19 protein-coding genes are annotated in these 16,445 nt (G+C 42.8%); 16 read left to right on the top strand and 3 right to left on the bottom strand.

The features are described 5' to 3' along the window. Positions 1-46 precede the first annotated feature (46 nt). Positions 47-376 carry a hypothetical protein gene (locus tag N5J47_RS00500; RefSeq protein ID WP_279958813.1) on the top strand — a complete coding sequence of 110 codons (330 nt, stop codon included), beginning with the start codon at positions 47-49 and terminating at the stop codon, positions 374-376. Here the strand turns inward: N5J47_RS00500 and N5J47_RS00495 are convergent. Further along, positions 373-966 carry a Maf family protein gene (locus N5J47_RS00495; RefSeq protein WP_279958812.1) on the bottom strand — a complete coding sequence of 198 codons (594 nt, stop codon included), beginning with the start codon at positions 964-966 and terminating at the stop codon, positions 373-375. The genes N5J47_RS00500 and N5J47_RS00495 overlap by 4 nt on opposite strands. Continuing rightward, positions 966-1,349: a DUF2237 domain-containing protein gene (locus N5J47_RS00490; RefSeq protein WP_267979712.1), complete on the bottom strand. Its 384-nt coding sequence runs from the start codon at positions 1,347-1,349 to the stop codon at positions 966-968. Before N5J47_RS00490 ends, N5J47_RS00495 begins: the two co-directional genes overlap by 1 nt. Positions 1,350-1,489: 140 nt before the next feature. Between N5J47_RS00490 and N5J47_RS00485 the strand changes: the two genes are divergently transcribed. Together N5J47_RS00485 and N5J47_RS00480 are read left to right on the top strand one after the other, a co-directional pair. Continuing rightward, positions 1,490-2,677 (top strand): phosphoglycerate kinase, encoded by a 1,188-nt coding sequence (locus tag N5J47_RS00485; RefSeq protein WP_279958811.1) that lies wholly within the window; start codon positions 1,490-1,492, stop codon positions 2,675-2,677. Between the two features lie 153 nt (positions 2,678-2,830). After that, positions 2,831-3,070, top strand: a complete 240-nt coding sequence (locus tag N5J47_RS00480; protein WP_267979710.1) for a hypothetical protein — start codon at positions 2,831-2,833, stop codon at positions 3,068-3,070. A 47-nt stretch (positions 3,071-3,117) separates the two neighbouring features. Here N5J47_RS00480 and N5J47_RS00475 read toward each other — a convergent pair whose 3' ends face one another. Next, complete coding sequence (locus N5J47_RS00475; protein ID WP_279958810.1) at positions 3,118-3,501, bottom strand: hypothetical protein; 384 nt, start codon at positions 3,499-3,501, stop codon at positions 3,118-3,120. Between the two features lie 195 nt (positions 3,502-3,696). Here N5J47_RS00475 and N5J47_RS00470 point away from each other — a divergent pair, with 195 nt between their 5' ends. From N5J47_RS00470 to N5J47_RS00410, 13 genes are all read left to right on the top strand, one after another. Next, positions 3,697-4,275, top strand: a complete 579-nt coding sequence (locus N5J47_RS00470; RefSeq protein WP_279958809.1) for a nitroreductase — start codon at positions 3,697-3,699, stop codon at positions 4,273-4,275. A gap of 42 nt (positions 4,276-4,317) precedes the next feature. Continuing rightward, positions 4,318-5,391, top strand: coding sequence for an NAD(P)H-dependent glycerol-3-phosphate dehydrogenase (locus tag N5J47_RS00465; protein ID WP_279958808.1), 1,074 nt, complete (start codon positions 4,318-4,320; stop codon positions 5,389-5,391). A gap of 61 nt (positions 5,392-5,452) precedes the next feature. Then, on the top strand, positions 5,453-5,908 hold the full coding sequence (gene sixA / locus N5J47_RS00460) for a phosphohistidine phosphatase SixA (protein ID WP_279958807.1): 456 nt from the start codon (positions 5,453-5,455) through the stop codon (positions 5,906-5,908). Positions 5,909-5,948: 40 nt separating this feature from the next. Then, positions 5,949-7,088, top strand: a complete 1,140-nt coding sequence (gspL, locus tag N5J47_RS00455; RefSeq protein ID WP_279958806.1) for a type II secretion system protein GspL — start codon at positions 5,949-5,951, stop codon at positions 7,086-7,088. Then, the gene (gene gspM, locus N5J47_RS00450) at positions 7,088-7,567 is read left to right on the top strand and encodes a type II secretion system protein GspM (protein ID WP_279958805.1); all 480 of its coding nucleotides are present in this window, start codon (positions 7,088-7,090) and stop codon (positions 7,565-7,567) included. The genes gspL and gspM overlap by 1 nt, the downstream gene beginning before the upstream one ends. 91 nt (positions 7,568-7,658) lie before the next feature. Further along, positions 7,659-8,666, top strand: a complete 1,008-nt coding sequence (locus N5J47_RS00445; RefSeq protein WP_279958804.1) for a quinone-dependent dihydroorotate dehydrogenase — start codon at positions 7,659-7,661, stop codon at positions 8,664-8,666. 1 nt (position 8,667) lies between these two features. After that, on the top strand, positions 8,668-9,261 hold the full coding sequence (locus N5J47_RS00440) for a CvpA family protein (RefSeq protein WP_267979702.1): 594 nt from the start codon (positions 8,668-8,670) through the stop codon (positions 9,259-9,261). Between the two features lie 40 nt (positions 9,262-9,301). Further along, entirely contained in the window at positions 9,302-10,840 is a 1,539-nt protein-coding gene (gene purF / locus N5J47_RS00435) for an amidophosphoribosyltransferase (RefSeq protein ID WP_004769304.1), read from the top strand. 103 nt (positions 10,841-10,943) lie between these two features. Further along, entirely contained in the window at positions 10,944-12,833 is a 1,890-nt protein-coding gene (locus tag N5J47_RS00430; RefSeq protein ID WP_279958802.1) for a M48 family metalloprotease, read from the top strand. 166 nt (positions 12,834-12,999) lie between these two features. Next, entirely contained in the window at positions 13,000-13,800 is an 801-nt protein-coding gene (locus N5J47_RS00425; protein WP_279958801.1) for an undecaprenyl-diphosphate phosphatase, read from the top strand. Between the two features lie 109 nt (positions 13,801-13,909). Beyond that, positions 13,910-14,707, top strand: a complete 798-nt coding sequence (locus N5J47_RS00420) for a PaaX family transcriptional regulator C-terminal domain-containing protein (protein WP_279958800.1) — start codon at positions 13,910-13,912, stop codon at positions 14,705-14,707. A 121-nt stretch (positions 14,708-14,828) separates the two neighbouring features. Continuing rightward, complete coding sequence (locus N5J47_RS00415; RefSeq protein ID WP_279958799.1) at positions 14,829-15,812, top strand: fatty acid desaturase family protein; 984 nt, start codon at positions 14,829-14,831, stop codon at positions 15,810-15,812. 107 nt (positions 15,813-15,919) lie between these two features. Continuing rightward, a complete protein-coding gene (locus N5J47_RS00410; RefSeq protein ID WP_279958798.1) occupies positions 15,920-16,336 on the top strand; it encodes a PaaI family thioesterase in 417 nt (138 codons plus the stop codon). Positions 16,337-16,445 lie beyond the last annotated feature (109 nt).

Genomic DNA, 16,445 nt, shown 5'->3' with positions numbered 1-16,445 from the left:
CTGTATCAGAATCCTAATATTAAGAAAATTAAGTGGTGGGAGAATCATGGAAAATAAAAATCAGATAAGTAAATATTTTAAGATGGGTACAATAATTTGCTTGGGCTATATTTTATTTTCCTGTAGTCAATGGGTTGTGGTGAGGATTCAATCTGAAAAAAGACTCAAAGAAGTATGTAGGAAAATCGAAAAAAATATGTCTAAAAATGACCTGGTTGATTTAGTTTTATCTTATCCAGATTTTAAAATGTATCAGTCAGATAAAGACAGTATGATGTTTTATACTAAAAAATCTTTACCTGAAACGCCTATATGTCGTATGAATCTTAAAAATGGCAAGGTGGAAAAAGTAGAATTTGTTGATTATCGAAATTAAGGCACATTTATTCCAAACTGCCGTAAAATTTTACACAGTTGAATCATAGGCAAACCCATGAGTGTGGTTTGGTCATTACCAATCATTTTTTCAAATAAACTAATACCTAAACGCTCACATTTAAAACTACCTGCACAATGTAAAGGCTGATCAACTGCAATATAACGTTTAATTTCTGCAAGACTCAGTTGACGGAATTTAACCTGATAATGCTCAACCAAAGTGATTTCAAAATCAGAAGCTGCATGTTGAACACTGAGGGCTGTACTAAAAAATACGGTATTGCCTGAATTTGCCTGTAACTGCTGAATCGCATTTTCAACCGTTAACGGTTTACCAATAAAGTCATTAGGTGCATGTTCACGCCAAGCCACCTGATCAGAACCAATCACAATCGCGTTTGGATATTGTTTGGAAATGACATGGGCTTTTTCATAAGCCAAGCGTTTGGCTAAGTCATCGGCATGTGTTTCACCTTGTACTGATTCATCAATATCAGGTGAAATACAATGATAGTCTAGCCCTAAACGATCCATCAAATCTTTACGGGTTTGGCTACTTGAAGCCAGAATCAGTTCAAATTGGCTCATTAAACCGCATATTCCACAAGAATATTTAGGGGAACATAATGCAATACTGCATTATGGCAGGCATTGAGCTTGATCGGTGGAGCTTGACCAGCCTGATAGGCTTCCACCCAACGGGTCACACAGATACACCAGAAATCCCCTGGTTTTAGTCCAGGAAAACCGACTTCAGGTAATGGCGTGATTAAATCGTTCCCGACTTTTTGTGAAAAATTCAGGAAATCAGAAGTCATTTGGGCACACATGGTGTGCTGACCTAAATCTGTAACCGAAGTATGGCAAAAGCCATTACGAAAATAACCTGTAATGGGATCATAACAACAACTGGCTAAAGGTTCGCCAAGTACGTTTAAACGATTAATCTTCGGATCTGGATGAATAGACATAAAACATTTTGCAGTTAAATAATGCCAAGTATTATCACCAAAATAGCAGCTTTCAACAGCTTTTCTGCAAAAAAACTCACCTTTATTTTTAAGAATCATTTAAAATTACGCCGTTTTTAAAATCAATTAGAGAGCCATCCATGAATTTTCAGCGCATGACTGATCTTGATTTAGCAGGTAAACGAGTTCTTATTCGTGAAGACTTAAATGTTCCTGTAAAAAATGGGAAAATTACCAGCGACGCACGTTTACGCGCTGCACTACCAACCATTAAAGCCGCTTTGGATAAAGGTGCAGCTGTGATGGTGTTTTCTCATCTTGGTCGTCCTGTAGAGGGTGAGCCAAAACCAGAACAATCACTTGCACCTGTTGCAGCTTATTTAAGTCAGGCATTGGGTCAGGATGTTCAGTTATTTACTGATTATTTAGATGGCGTTGAAGTTGCAGCAGGTCAGGTTGTATTGCTTGAAAACGTTCGTTTCAACCATGGCGAAAAGAAAAATAACGAAGAGCTTGCAAAGAAATATGCGGCACTTTGTGATGTGTTTGTGATGGATGCATTTGGTACAGCCCACCGCGCCGAAGCTTCTACTGAGGGTGCAGCCCGTTTTGCTCAGGTTGCTGCGGCAGGCCCATTATTGGCGGCTGAGTTAGATGCGCTTGGTCGTGCAATGCAAACTCCTGAAAAACCAATGGTGGCCATTGTTGCAGGTTCTAAGGTATCAACCAAGCTTGATGTGTTAAATTCGCTTTCTACGATTTGTGATCAGTTGATTGTCGGTGGTGGTATTGCCAATACATTCCTGGCTGCTGCTGGATTCAATGTAGGCAAGTCACTTTATGAAGCTGACTTGGTCGATACTGCAAAACAAATCGCTGCAAAAGTGAGCGTACCATTGCCAACTGATGTTGTGGTTGCTGATGCCAGCCAAATCAATTTTGATGATTTCTTAAACTCTGCGGCAAATGCACAAGCCGTAGTGAAAAATGTTGCAGATGTGACTGACACTGACATGATTCTGGATGTAGGTCCTGAAACAGCGAAAGCATTTGCCGAGATCCTAAAAACTTCAAAAACGATTCTTTGGAATGGTCCAGTGGGTGTATTTGAGGTTGATCAATTTGGTGAAGGTACCAAGGCACTTTCATTGGCAATTGCTGAATCTGCTGGTTTCTCGATTGCGGGTGGTGGTGATACGCTTGCTGCAATTGATAAATATGCCGTGGCTGATCAAATTGGTTATATCTCAACAGGTGGTGGTGCTTTCCTTGAGTTTGTTGAGGGTAAAACACTACCAGCGGTTGCAGTTTTGCTTGAGCGTGCGTAATCAGTATTTAATATCTGATTTATAAGCATGTTTTAGAAAGAAGAGTCGATGAAAATCGGCTCTTTTGTTTTTGGCGAGTATTGTGGTCATAAAAATGTCACATATCTGAAATATGCTTGTCACAACTTCAACCATTAACTGTGGAAAGCTGTGATGAAATTTAAATTAACCCTTGCCGCTTTAATCATTGCTCCGATCATGTTGACTGCATGTGCAAAGAAAGAAGAAGCGAAAAATGCTGAACAGCAAGAGCAGACAACTTCAGTCACACAAACGAGTCCAGAACAACAGGCTGCGATTGATGCCATTGATAAACCGAATTTAGATGAAAACCATACTGATGTTACGGAACAGGGTGCAGCTTCAGAAGTGGCTGTGAGCGAAGTTCAATAAGTGACGAAAATAAAAAAGCCGATGTTTAAACATCGGCTTTTTTATATTTATCCATTGGCTTTGCAGTAGAATGTCAAGGTTGTTTGATAGTCATCATCTTTTGCCAGAGAAGCGTTTTTACCAGTCAGTGTACCAATGACCCCTGCGGCAGCCTCAACCATTTTTCCTGTTTGCTCATCCACCACGCCTTTTAAAACTCCTTGGTATGCGGTTTTTTCATCAACCACGACAGGCGAGGTATTGCGGGTACAGGTTTTTTGTGCTGCACTGACCGCATTGTTTTTGGCAATCAGGCTGGTTTTACCAATGCCTGTGACTTCATATTGATTGTTTTCTTTTTGAATCGCCAAGGTATTGGTTGGGGTGGATGCACATGCAGTTAATCCAAGTGCCAAACCGCCAAGTAAAGACATAATAAAAGTTTTTTTCATTGCTTGTTCTCAAGTTACGACAGAATTGTATTATTTGAACATAGAATTTTTGAATGCTTTTGCAGGTTATGTACAGTTTGTGCTGATGCTCTGTTAAATTTCTCAAATTAATGATTAAGCAGGGATTGGACGTGGTGGAAATCATTCAGATTATGCTAATCTAGCGCAATCCTTGTGTTAGTTAGATTTATTTCAATGACGGACTCAAAAATAGAAATCATTCATCATAATATTCATCAACGTCAATCGATTGGACAACTTATTGAACCAGCGCCGAATACACAACAACTTGAAAAGGCGGTACAGGCCGCACTTACCGCACCCGATCATCATCGTTTAAAACCAACACGTTTTGTGGTTGTGACGCCTGAACAGCGTGCCGCTTTTGGTGAGCACTTGGCAAAGGCTTTGGCCGATTTGGGTGAGACCGAGCCAGCACAGTTGGATCGCGTCAAGCAACATCCATTTCGTGCGCCTTTGCTGGTTCTGGCCTTAACCACCATTCAGGATCACCCAAAAGTCCCACATTTTGAACAGATTTTAAGTACAGGCGCTGCCATTCAAAATTTCCTGCTTTCTTTGCAGGCACAAGGTTTTGCCAGTATGTGGCGTTCAGGTGCTGTGGTTGAGTCTAACTGGCTAAAACAGCAATTGGGCCTAAAGGAGCAGGACTTGATCTCAGGTATTATCTATGTGGGAACTGCGGCCAAAGCGATTGCACCGCGTGCCGAAATAGAGAGTCAGGACTTTTTAAAAGTATGGCAGGCCACCTAAATCTTATTTGTGAATGATTAGAAATTTGTTTCAGGATAAAAAATGACAGAGTTGAAGTTTAGTGATTTGGTTGAACCCGTAGCTGTAGACCAGAAAACAGCATTAAGAATTACAGTGCTGGGTGGGGGGAGTTTTGGTACGGCGATGGCGAATCTGGCTGTGCGTAATGGCTGCGACACCATGATCTGGATTCGTGATGAGGCTGTTGCTGAGGAAATCAATCAAACGCATATCAACAAGCGCTATTTGCCTGATTACACACTGGAAACAGGTTTGCGTGCGGTTTCTGATCTGGAATTGGCTGTACGTGATCGTGACATTATTTTGGTGGCGATTCCAAGTCATTCATTCCGTGATGTATTGAAGAAAATTGCACCGTTTATTAGTGCGCAGGCAGTCGTTTCACTGACCAAAGGGATTGAAGCTAAAACCTTTAGTTTCATGAGTGATATTATCCGCGCAGAATTACCTGAAGTGCCTTATGGGGTTCTATCAGGGCCAAATCTGGCAAAAGAAATTATGGCGGGTATGCCATCGGGTACAGTGATTGCCAGTGAATCTGAACTGGTTCGCTATGCAGTGCAACATGCCTTGCATAGTGCATTGTTCCGTGTTTTTGGCAGTGATGATGTGCATGGTGTGGAACTGGGCGGTGCGTTAAAAAATATCTATGCGGTTGCAATGGGGATGGGTGCTGCCTATAACATTGGTGAAAACACCAAAAGTATGATCTTAACCCGTGCCTTGGCTGAAATGAGCCGATTTGCGGTGAAGCAGGGTGCCAATCCATTGACATTTCTAGGGTTGTCAGGTGTGGGTGATTTATTTGCCACCTGTAACAGCCCATTAAGCCGTAACTATCAGATTGGTTTTGCACTGGGTTCAGGTAAAACACTGGATCAGGCAACTAAAGAACTGGGACAAACCGCCGAGGGCATCAACACCATTGTGCAGGTGCGTACCAAGGCACAGGAACTGGATGTATATATGCCAATCACCAATGCCTTGTATGAGGTGATTTTTGAAAATGCACCGCCAATGACTATTGCCTTGTCGTTAATGAAAAATGGCCATCGTAGCGATGTTGAATTTGTTTTACCTCATCATGAGGTTTAATCAAAAAATTGTCATCCAAAGTTGTTATGCTTTGAATCAAGAAAAAAATTAGAGAATGATTATGCAACTCACTTTAGTTCGTCACGGTGAAGCGTCTCCAGCAGTGAATGGAAATGATATGCAGCGCCCACTCACAGCGCGTGGGCATCAACAGGCTGAGCAAACAGGGGATTTTCTCAAAGATGTGATTCAGCCTGAGGTTTTTATTGTCAGTCCATTACTGCGCGCGCAGGAAACGCTAGAACATATCAAGGCACATTTTCAGGGAATTCCTGTTTTAATCTGCGATAAAATTAAACCCGATGATAACGCCAAAGATGCCATAGAATGGTTATCGAAACTTCCATACGAGTCGATTGCGGTGGTGTGCCACATGAATGTAGTAGCACATATTGCGGAACAATTGACCCATGAAAGTTTTAATCCATTTGCATTGGCCGAAGCACGTATTTATGATCAGGCAGTGATTGCGAATGGTTTATCAACACAAAAGAACCGTTTTACACCAACAATATAAATTTTATCTATCCTGAACAGGATAAAGGTACTGAACACCGATGCTGTATATATGGATGCCCGAAACCAATGGAACATGGTATTGGTCGGCTGGGGAAAACTGGTTGCAGGCAAACAGTCTTGAACAACTCATTCAGGACCTGCAAGCGCATAGTGGAAAAGAGGCGGTGGTCTATTTTCCAAGCCGCAATGCCCAAATGTTGCAGCAACCCATGACAAAGGCGCATTACAAGCAATTGGGGCAGGAGGGCATTAAATATCTGTTAGAAGAGTTTGTGAGCTTGCCGATTGACCAGATGAAAGTGGTGCATCATTTTCAGCATGATCAACTCAATATTTTAGGTGTTGCGCAATTTACCATTGAAACTTGGCAGCAGGCACTCAGCCTTTTACCGATCCAGATTGTCGCTTTCTTGCCTGATTTTCTGATTCTGCCTGAGCCAGAACAGAATGAAGTGGTGCTGGTGAATCTGTATGACCATTTACTGGTGAGGGAAAATGTCTGGTCAGGTAACTCGGTTGATGATTTAGGGTTATTTCTGGAATTCCAGACCCCAGAAACGCAATATAAATTTGCCAATCTCAGTGCAGGCCAACTGGATGTTTTGGCAACAGCATCTGATAAAGATCAACGTACCGAGTTTAGCTACCAGTTTGAGCAGCTTCAAAGACCAAAGCAACATCCATTTAATGTGTTGCCAAAGGCAAAAAATGCCGATGTACAATGGTCAGGCTACTGGAAAGCCGCAGCAGCTATTCTATTGGCAGTGATTCTGGTGCAGTTGGGTTATGATGCCTTGCGCTGGTCAAAGCTGAGAAAGGTAGCAGATCAAACTGCTGTACAGGCGATCGATCAATATAAACATTGGTTTGGCGAAAATACCCGTGTGACTGAGCAGAATATTAAAAGCCAGTTTGAAAGCCAGTTACGCATGAGCCAGCTTGGAGATACTCAGGCATTGTCTTTGCTCAGTCGGGTAGGGCCAATCCTGATGCAGAAACAAATTGTCGCCCAGCAGGTCAGTTATGATGCTTCAACATTGGCAATGTCGTTAAAGGCAAAATCGGCAAATGACTTGCAGGCATTGGCACAGCAGTTGAATCAGCAGGGTTTTCAGGCGGAACTCGGAAATGTACAGGCGGATAGTGTCGGTGCGATTGGGATGGTCAAAGTAAAATAATGAAAGCGTTTACACAATTACAAAATAGTCTTGATCAGAAAGCTGAGGCGCTGAATCAATATTTACAGAGCCTGTCAGTGCGCGAGCGCGTGATGGTGGTTTTCACAACCGTTTTTTTAATCGTTGTGATTGTTGGTTCCGCTTTGTGGAAAATGCATGCCTTGGCAAACCAGCAACAAAAGCGTCTAAATGAGCTCAAGGATTTAACGGTCTGGATGCAGAGTAATGCGGCCACCATGAAGCCTGCCAATGATCTTGGGCTTTCCGCGGCGGATAAAATCCAGCGTACAGCACAGCAGCAAGGGTTGGCGGTTTCCTCGCAGCAAAATGGGGAGCAGATCCAAATTGTTGCGGAACATCAGAATTATGCGGTACTGGCCAACTTTTTAATGCAACTGTCGCAGATGGGGTTGAGCATTGAAAAAATGGACATGGTTTCCAATGCGGGGCAGATTAAATTAACGGCAACAGTTCAGTAGACGCTGAAAATAACTCTCTGCCAAGCATGGCGTTTTGTGGAGCCTATGCCTATAATACGCTTACTTGAAAAATCAGTAGACTGTGATTGGTATGTTATATTCATTGGCCCGCCCTTTGTTGTTTACTTTGGCACCAGAGCGTGCACATGAACTCACACTCTCCATGCTTGATAAAGCGCATAAACTTGGCTTTATGCACCAGAAAGTTGCCGCTAAACCTGTAAAATGTATGGGCATTGAATTTCCAAACCCCGTTGGTCTTGCCGCTGGTCTGGATAAAAATGGTGCCCACATTGATGCATTGGCTGCATTGGGTTTTGGCTTTATTGAGATTGGTACCATTACCCCACGCCCACAGGCAGGCAATCCCCAGCCCCGTTTATTCCGCATTCCTGAAGCAAAGGCGATTATTAACCGCATGGGCTTTAACAATGACGGGGTGGAGCAACTGATTGAAAATGTAAAAGCCTCAAAATTCAAGGGTGTGCTAGGCATCAACATTGGTAAAAATGCCGATACACCTGTTGAGGATGCTGTTTCCGACTATTTGATCTGTCTGGAAAAGGTCTATAACTACGCATCCTATATCACTGTCAATATTTCATCTCCAAACACCAAGAACCTGCGCAGTTTACAAAGTGGTGATGCACTTACAGAGTTGCTACAAACCTTGAAAGGTCGCCAACTGGAACTTGCGGAACAATATCAGCATTATGTTCCTTTGGTACTTAAGGTTGCGCCAGATTTAACACCTGAAGACATTAATTTTATTGCAGTGCAATTACTGAAGTTCAAGATTGATGGCCTGATTGTCACCAACACCACACTTGGTCGTGATGGTGTGGAAAACCTGCCGAATGGCAATGAGGCGGGCGGTTTGTCGGGTGCGCCAGTATTTGAGAAAAGTACCGAATGTTTAAGCCAGTTTGCCGAAGTGCTGGATGGCCAGATTCCACTGATTGGGGTGGGTGGCATTCTATCGGGTGAGCAGGCTGTGGCAAAGCAACAGGCAGGCGCGAGCTTGGTTCAGGTGTATAGTGGGCTGATTTATGCTGGCCCAACATTGGTTAAAGAGTGTGTTAATGCGATGACAGTGTGAAATGAACACGCTTGATATCATTATTCTGATCATCTTGCTCATTGGAGGGCTGAACGGTTTGCGTCAAGGATTTATCAAAGCCTTTGCGAACTTGGTCGGATGGATATTCGCATTGATCGTGGGGGCCAAATACGCCGTTATATTGGCGCCTGCAATGAGCAGCCTAAGCCAAGACCCTGTCGTGCAAAAAATTGCAGCTTTCGCTTTTATCGTATTGATCATTGTGGTGTGTACCTGGATTGTTTCCGCATTGCTGAATGGCCTCTTGAAAAGTTTGAAACTGGGCCCATTAAATCGTTTAGCAGGTGGCGCATTTGGTTCCCTGAAAGGTTTACTGATTGTTTTGGTCACCATGCAGGGTGTTGGTCCGTGGGTGGAAAGCTCGCCACACTGGAAACAGTCCAAATTTGTACAAATCCTATTACCCTATGCACCTTTAGCAACAGAAATCTCTAAAGATGCTGCAAATCAAGCTTTACATCAAATGACATCTGAAGGTGCCTTGTTACATCGCCCTTCAACCGAAATGGACGAGTCAGAACGTGCTGCGGTCGATCAGCGTTCTGATCATTCGACGAAAAATCCTTTTTATTAATTGGGGTTAAACCCCGTTCCTAGCTTGTCGCGAGGTTGCTATGTGTGGAGTTGTTGGGATAGCCGGTAAATCGCCAGTGAACCAAATGTTATTTGATGCTTTGACGATGTTGCAACATCGGGGACAGGATGCAGCGGGAATCGTCACTTGTCATCAAGGGCGTTTATTTCTCCGCAAGGATAATGGCATGGTGCGTGATGTGTTCCATACCCGTCATATGCGTGCATTGCTGGGTAACTATGGGATTGGACACGTTCGTTATCCAACCGCGGGTTCATCCAGTAGTGCGGAGGCGCAGCCATTTTATGTGAACTCTCCATACGGTATTACCCTTGCACACAATGGTAACCTGACCAACGCCGAAGAAATTCATGAAGATCTGTTTAAGACAGATTTGCGTCACATGAATACCGACTCCGATTCGGAAGTTCTGTTGAATGTGTTTGCACATGAATTACAGAAAATTGGCACATTAAACCCGACACCAGCAGACATTTTTCATACTGTTTCCCGTGTACATGAGCGCTGTAAGGGTGCCTATGGCGTTGTGGCAATGATTACAGGTCATGGTCTGGTGGGTTTCCGCGACCCAAATGGGATTCGCCCATTGATTTATGGTTCACGCGAAACGGAACAGGGCACTGAATATATTATTGCCTCTGAATCGGTTGCGATTACCGCGCTTGGCTTTAAGATTGAGCGTGATATTGCGCCAGGTGAAGCGATTTTCATTGACAGCAAAGGCCAGTTATTCTCAAAACAGTGTGCAGTTGATCCTGAATATCGTCCTTGTATTTTTGAATACGTTTATTTTGCCCGTCCAGATGCCACGATTGATGGAATCTCGGTATATAAAGCACGCTTGAAAATGGGTGAGAAACTTGCCCATAAAATCCTGCAAGAATGGGGTGAGCAACACGATATTGATGTGGTGATTCCAATTCCTGATACCAGCCGTACCTCTGCCTTGGAGTTGGCGAATATTCTGGGTGTGAAGTTTCGTGAAGGGTTTATGAAAAACCGTTATATCGGACGTACCTTTATTATGCCTGGTCAACAGCAGCGTAAAAAGTCAGTTCGTCAGAAACTGAACCCTGTGGAACTTGAATTCAAGGACAAAAATGTTCTATTGGTGGATGACTCGATTGTACGTGGTACCACTTGTAATGAAATCATTCAGATGGCGCGTGATTCAGGAGCAAAAAAAGTATTCTTTGCTTCCGCTGCGCCCATGGTGAAATATCCAAACGTGTACGGCATTGATATGCCAGCAAAGTCTGAATTGATTGCGTCTGAGCGTACTGTTGAGGAAATCCGTGAAATTATTGGTGCAGACCGTTTGATTTTCCAGGACCTGGAAGATTTGAAAAATGCGGTTCGCACCAGCAAGGTGCCTGATTTAAGAGAGTTTGACTGCTCTGTTTTTGATGGTGTTTATGTGGCGGGTGGTATTGACAAGGAATACCTTGCTGAACTTGAGCAAAAACGTAATGACACAGCAAAAAAGAAAGCCGATGGCTACATTGATGTAAATATTGATGCCGCTTCAGTGGACTTAACAGGGATTAAGGAAGAGTAAGCATTTTAATCTCTAGAAAAGCGGGAATTTCCCGCTTTTTTATTTTATGATACTGGAGGCGCTGGAGCCTCTGACAGAAACAATGTAATAAGGAAAATTTACATTGAAAGAAATGAGCCATTATTTAATTGAAAATAAGAATATTGCATGGTCAGTCAGCTTTTGCCTGCTTGCCATGGCATTGACTGTCTTTATTCTCAATTTAATTTTGGGTTTGGTGGTACATTTCTTTGATTATACCCAGCCAATTTGGTGGCATGTTTTAAGTCCTTATTTTATCTGCCTATTATTCTTTGTCTTGATTTGGTCTGTCAGTGCTGAACTATATGTGCTGCGCGAGGGCGGACATTCTCTGGCAAAACAGCTAAAAGCACGCCGTTTGGTGTTTGATGAAAGTACTCCTGAAGAAAGTACCGCTTTAAAAGTTGTGGAACAGGTTGCACGCAGCTTTGTGATTGATACCCCCGCAGTGTATGTATTGCCTGATGAGGTGGGGGTAAATGCGTTAACCGCTGGTTTCAGGTCACAGGATATCGTGATTATCTTGACCTGGGGTGCCTTGCAGAATCTGGATGAACTTGAGCTTTATGGACTGTTGAGTTATGAGTTTAACCAGATTCTATCAGGTGAAGCAGTTGAGAATACCAAACTTAAAATTCTATATAGTGGTTTGACCACATTTAGCCAATGGGGCAGCAAGCTCGCACAGGCAGGTTACAATCCCTATGCAACCTCGTACCGTAATAAATTTGAGACCATTTTTGTGGCAATCGGTGGAGTGATTTGGTTGATTGGTAGTCTGGGTATCCTGATCACCCGTTTAATCAAGTATCTCACCTTAAGTGGACGAACCTTTCGCAATGACCTGAAAACCATGCGTTTGATGAACAACAACGCCAATATTCAAACCTTGCTACGAATTTATGTGCATCATTCAGGTTCCCAAATCCACAGCGCATACTCTGAGTCAATTTCGCATATGTGCTTTGCCAACTCACTGAGTCCGCAAAGCTGGCTGAATATTCATCCAAGTATTAAAGATCGAATTTATGAGTTAAATCCAAGTTTATTACAGGATTTGCAATTAGAAAATTTAAGAAAAATACGCAATCGACCTTTATTTAGCTTATTTCGTTCTTTAGAAGAGGAAGCTACTGATATCACTATGGCTTGGAGTTCTCCACAACCTTTGCCGTTGTTACGCTTATCACCGATTAGCTTTGCCTTGAATGATGCGATCAAGCCACTCAATCCAGAGATGCGGAAAAATAAAAAGCGTCCTGAACTGATTCAGCGTGCAATGCAGACCGCGACAGGTTCAAGGGAAGTGATGGTGGCGATTTTGATGATCCGCCAGTACCGTGAGTTTATTCCACAGGATGCAGCGGTGAGTCATGCGATTGTGGATGCATTGTTAAATCTGGATGGACGGATTCATGTGCAGATTTTCCATGATGCCTGCAAGAACATTGGCCATATGCCCACCAGTATTGCACGTCAGTTTTTAACCAAACTGGCCTGTATTATTCAGGAGGATGGTGAGGTTGGCTTACTGGATGCACTATTGCTGGAACGCGTAAAATATGAATTGAACCTGATGCCAGCACATTTGCCCACAGCTTTTGAGGATGTGAAATCGCAAATTGTGCATTTGATTGATGCATTGCTGCATGTACAGCAAATTAACAGTCCAAATCAGCTTGAGGTCCGTGAACGGATTTTGCAGGAACTTCTTACACAGGAAGAGTTGCAAACCTATGCTGATATTTCGGATGAGCCACTAGATCTGGCTGAAATCCTGAATGATGTTTCAGGTTTATTGTTGCGTGATCGCCTCAATATTTTAGCGATTGCCGAACGATGCCTATGGAGTGACCGAATCATTACCCAGGATGAGCTGGACGTTTTAGAACTACTGTACTGGCGTCTGGGCTTTGATACCCGTGAAGTTGTTGAGCAAATGCAGAAAAAAAATAGCTTGATGATTATTTAAGATAAATTCCCAAATTTTTATATCTAACAGCATGTCAGGCTAGAATTTTAAAAGTCCCCATATTTTTAAAAACGTTACGTGACAATCACATAAAAAATGCCTATTTCAAGGTAAGCTTGCCGTTAATTTTTTTATTGAATTTTATATGGGTGCTTTCGAGTAAGTTATGGAACACATTGAAATTTTAAAGGCGTTGTTTTTAGGGTTTATTGAGGGGCTGACAGAGTTCTTACCCATTTCAAGTACAGGGCACCTGATTTTATTTGGTCATATGATCGACTTCCATTCAGACGATGGCCGTGTCTTTGAAGTCGTGATCCAACTTGGGGCAATTCTGGCAGTCTGCTGGTTATATCGCCAAAAAATTGTTGATCTATTAAAAGGTTTTTTTAGTGGTGATTCAGAGGCACGACACTTTGCTTTTAGTGTTTTGATTGCATTTTTCCCAGCCGTGATGATTGGGGTGTTTGCTGTTGATTTCATTAAGAGTGTTTTGTTTAGCCCACTTGTGGTGGCAGTTGCCTTGATTGTCGGTGGCCTTATCATTTTCTGGGTGGAATCAATCAAGTTTGAGCATAAGACCACAGAGGCAACCAGGATCACCTATAAACAGGCTTTTCTTGTGGGGTGCGCGCAGTGTGTGGCGATGATTCCAGGGACATCACGTTCAGGTGCCACTATTGTGGGAGGAATGTTTTCAGGCCTATCACGTAAAGCTGCGACGGAGTTTTCTTTCTTTCTGGCCATGCCAACCATGCTGGGTGCGGCAACCTTTGACCTTATTCGTAATGCCAATGTACTGACACAGGACAATATGCTGAATATCGCGGTGGGATTTGTTGCTGCCTTTATTGCCGCATTACTGGTGGTGAGTGCCTTGGTGAAATTTGTTGAGCGTCATACCTTACGTGTATTTGCCTGGTACCGTATCGTGCTTGGCGTGATTTTATTATTCATTTTCCTTTAAAATTGAAACCCGTCTCTTTTGCAGAGATGTTAAAAGAGGCGGATTCGGGTAAAATTTCCTTTCTTTATTTTTCCAATATTTCATATTTTAAAACTGGTTCTAGCATAAGATGACAATAGCTAAAATGAATGCCCGAGACTTGATTATTGATCTACTTTTAGGGCTACAAGGTCGAGAGATCTCAATTAAACAAATTATTATTGCTGCCAAGCTTTTTGAGATTAGTGAAAACAGTATCCGTGTTGCCGTAACCCGTCTATCGGGTGATGGCGTGATCGAGGCGATTGAGCGCGGGGTCTATCAATTCACAGTCCAGTCGCATGAATGGGCCAATGTGATGCTGAACCGTAAGAACGGGATTAAGCAGACCAAGAAATGGACGCATCAATATCTTGCGGTTTTTACAGGTGAGCTGGGACGAGTTGACCGTACTGCGTTGAACCGTCGTGAACGGGCATTAAAACGTTTTGGCTTTAAGGAATTGGAGCAGGGGATTTATATTCGTCCCGACAATTTGGCGATTACATTTGATCATCTTTTTTCCGAGTTGAAAGCTTCAGGTTTGGAAATGACCGCCAAGATTTGCCAGATTAGTCATTTTGATGAAACGACTTTGGCAACGATTCTCACTTTATGGTCAACACAAACACTCAACCAGAACTATGAGAAATATAGCCAAATGATTCAGAAATGGTTGGCTACGGTTGACCGAATCTCATTGGAGGATGCCGCGCGGGAATCGCTATTATTGGGTCGCCAGACAATTTCTCTGCTCATGAATGATCCTTTATTACCTGAGGATTTTGTTGATGTGCAGCTCAGGGAGCAATTTGCCCTGAGTGTGCAACAACTGGATCAAACAGGTTTGGAACTGTGGCGCAAGTTTTATGAACTTAGTGTCGTGTAAATACCAATTACAAATATTACTAAAAATTTAATTTTAATTTATTGACAGAAATATTACTTGATTTAGAATAAAGTGAATAGTTATGTAGTTTTATAAAAATACAAAAATTTCAGGATAGGATATGAACACACGTACGGCTATTAGTGATTTGTTCACACGCGAAGAAATCACGGAATTGACTGCCAAATCGGATCTGCATGGTAGCTGGGCTGTTTTATCAACCTGGGCGGTGATTGGTGGAACCTTTGCCACTGTTGCTGGCTTTTGGGAATATTTGCCAAACTGGGGCAAGTTGCTAATGTGTATTGTAGCCCTAGTTATTTTGGCTGGCCGTCAATTGGCATTGGCTATCCTTACGCATGATGCTTCACATCAAAGCCTGTTTAAAACCAAATGGCTCAACGATACCTTAACCGACTGGTTGTGTGCCCGCCCAGTCTGGAATGACCTGCGTAAGTACCGTAAGCATCATCTCCGCCATCACAGTAAAACATCAACAGTGGATGATCCAGATTTATCACTTGTCACAGGGTTTCCAACCACTAAAAAATCACTCATGCGTAAATTCATGCGTGATTTATCGGGCGTGACTGGTTTTAAATTTGCGCTTGGGCGTGTGTTGATGGACGTTGAGAAAATGGAATGGACGGTTTCCAATGACCGTCGCTGGATTTCTCAAGAGGGACGACACTGGTTTGATTATCCAAAGGCATTTATAAAAAACAGCGGTGGGGCCATTGCCACCAATGCCGCTTTATTTTCGGCACTTTGGGCAGCAGGACATCCCAAACTCTATGCGCTTTGGGTATTGGCCTATGTAACGCCGTTCCCACTGTTGCTACGTGTTCGTTCCATGGCGGAACATGCAGGAATGGAAACCAGTAATAGTGCCTTAACCAATACACGTACCACTAAGGCAGGTTACATTGCGCGTGCCTTGGTTGCGCCGATTCATGTCAACTATCATAAAGAGCATCATTTGATGGCGGCAGTGCCTTATTTTAAGTTGCCAAGAATGCACCAGATGTTACGTGAGCGTGGTCATGTTGCTGAACCACCAACTTATTGGCAAGTGTTGAATGAGCTTTCAGCAAAAGCAGATTAAAACTTGATGATCCTTGTTTTTGTTCAAGAGAAGTAGGTTACTTTCTGTTCCTTGAGTATAAATACTGAAATGGATGATAGGTTGTAGCATTATAGGTTTTGAGAGATATGGCAGCGAATAAACAGGAAATCATTGAGTTTCTGGCTCAGGAATTTTCACAGGCACTTAGAAAGAACACGATTGAAGAGATTACCCCTAAAGGGGCGCAATTGTTGTATCGGGTGGATCAGGATGACCTGCGTCCTGGTCAGACTGTGTCTGGGCCAACCCTGATGCTGGTGGCAGACTTTGTGCTGTATGTGGCAATTATTGGACATTTGGGATTGGTTAAAATGGCGGTCACCACCAACATGAATATCAATTTCTTTCGCAGGCCAGATGGGACACGGGATATCAGGGCAGTCTGCAAGTTGATTAAAGTTGGCAGAACCTTGGTGACAGGGGAAGTATGGTTATATTCTGTAGGTGATGAGGAACCAGTGGCGCATGTGATTGGGACCTATGCGCTTCCGCAAAAATCATAAGTTTTTAAAAATGATAAAGTGAAATGCTTAAAAATCATAACAACATTTAAGTATGCGAAATAGTAAGAACATGCTACAACTAGAAATGTTCAAAGTTATTTGTTCTTAC

The organism is Acinetobacter sp. GD03645 (genome assembly GCF_029845285.1).
GTDB lineage: Bacteria > Pseudomonadota > Gammaproteobacteria > Pseudomonadales > Moraxellaceae > Acinetobacter > Acinetobacter corruptisaponis.
The sequence above is the reverse complement of the archived record's forward strand: the minus strand, read 5'-3'. Positions and strand labels throughout refer to the sequence as shown.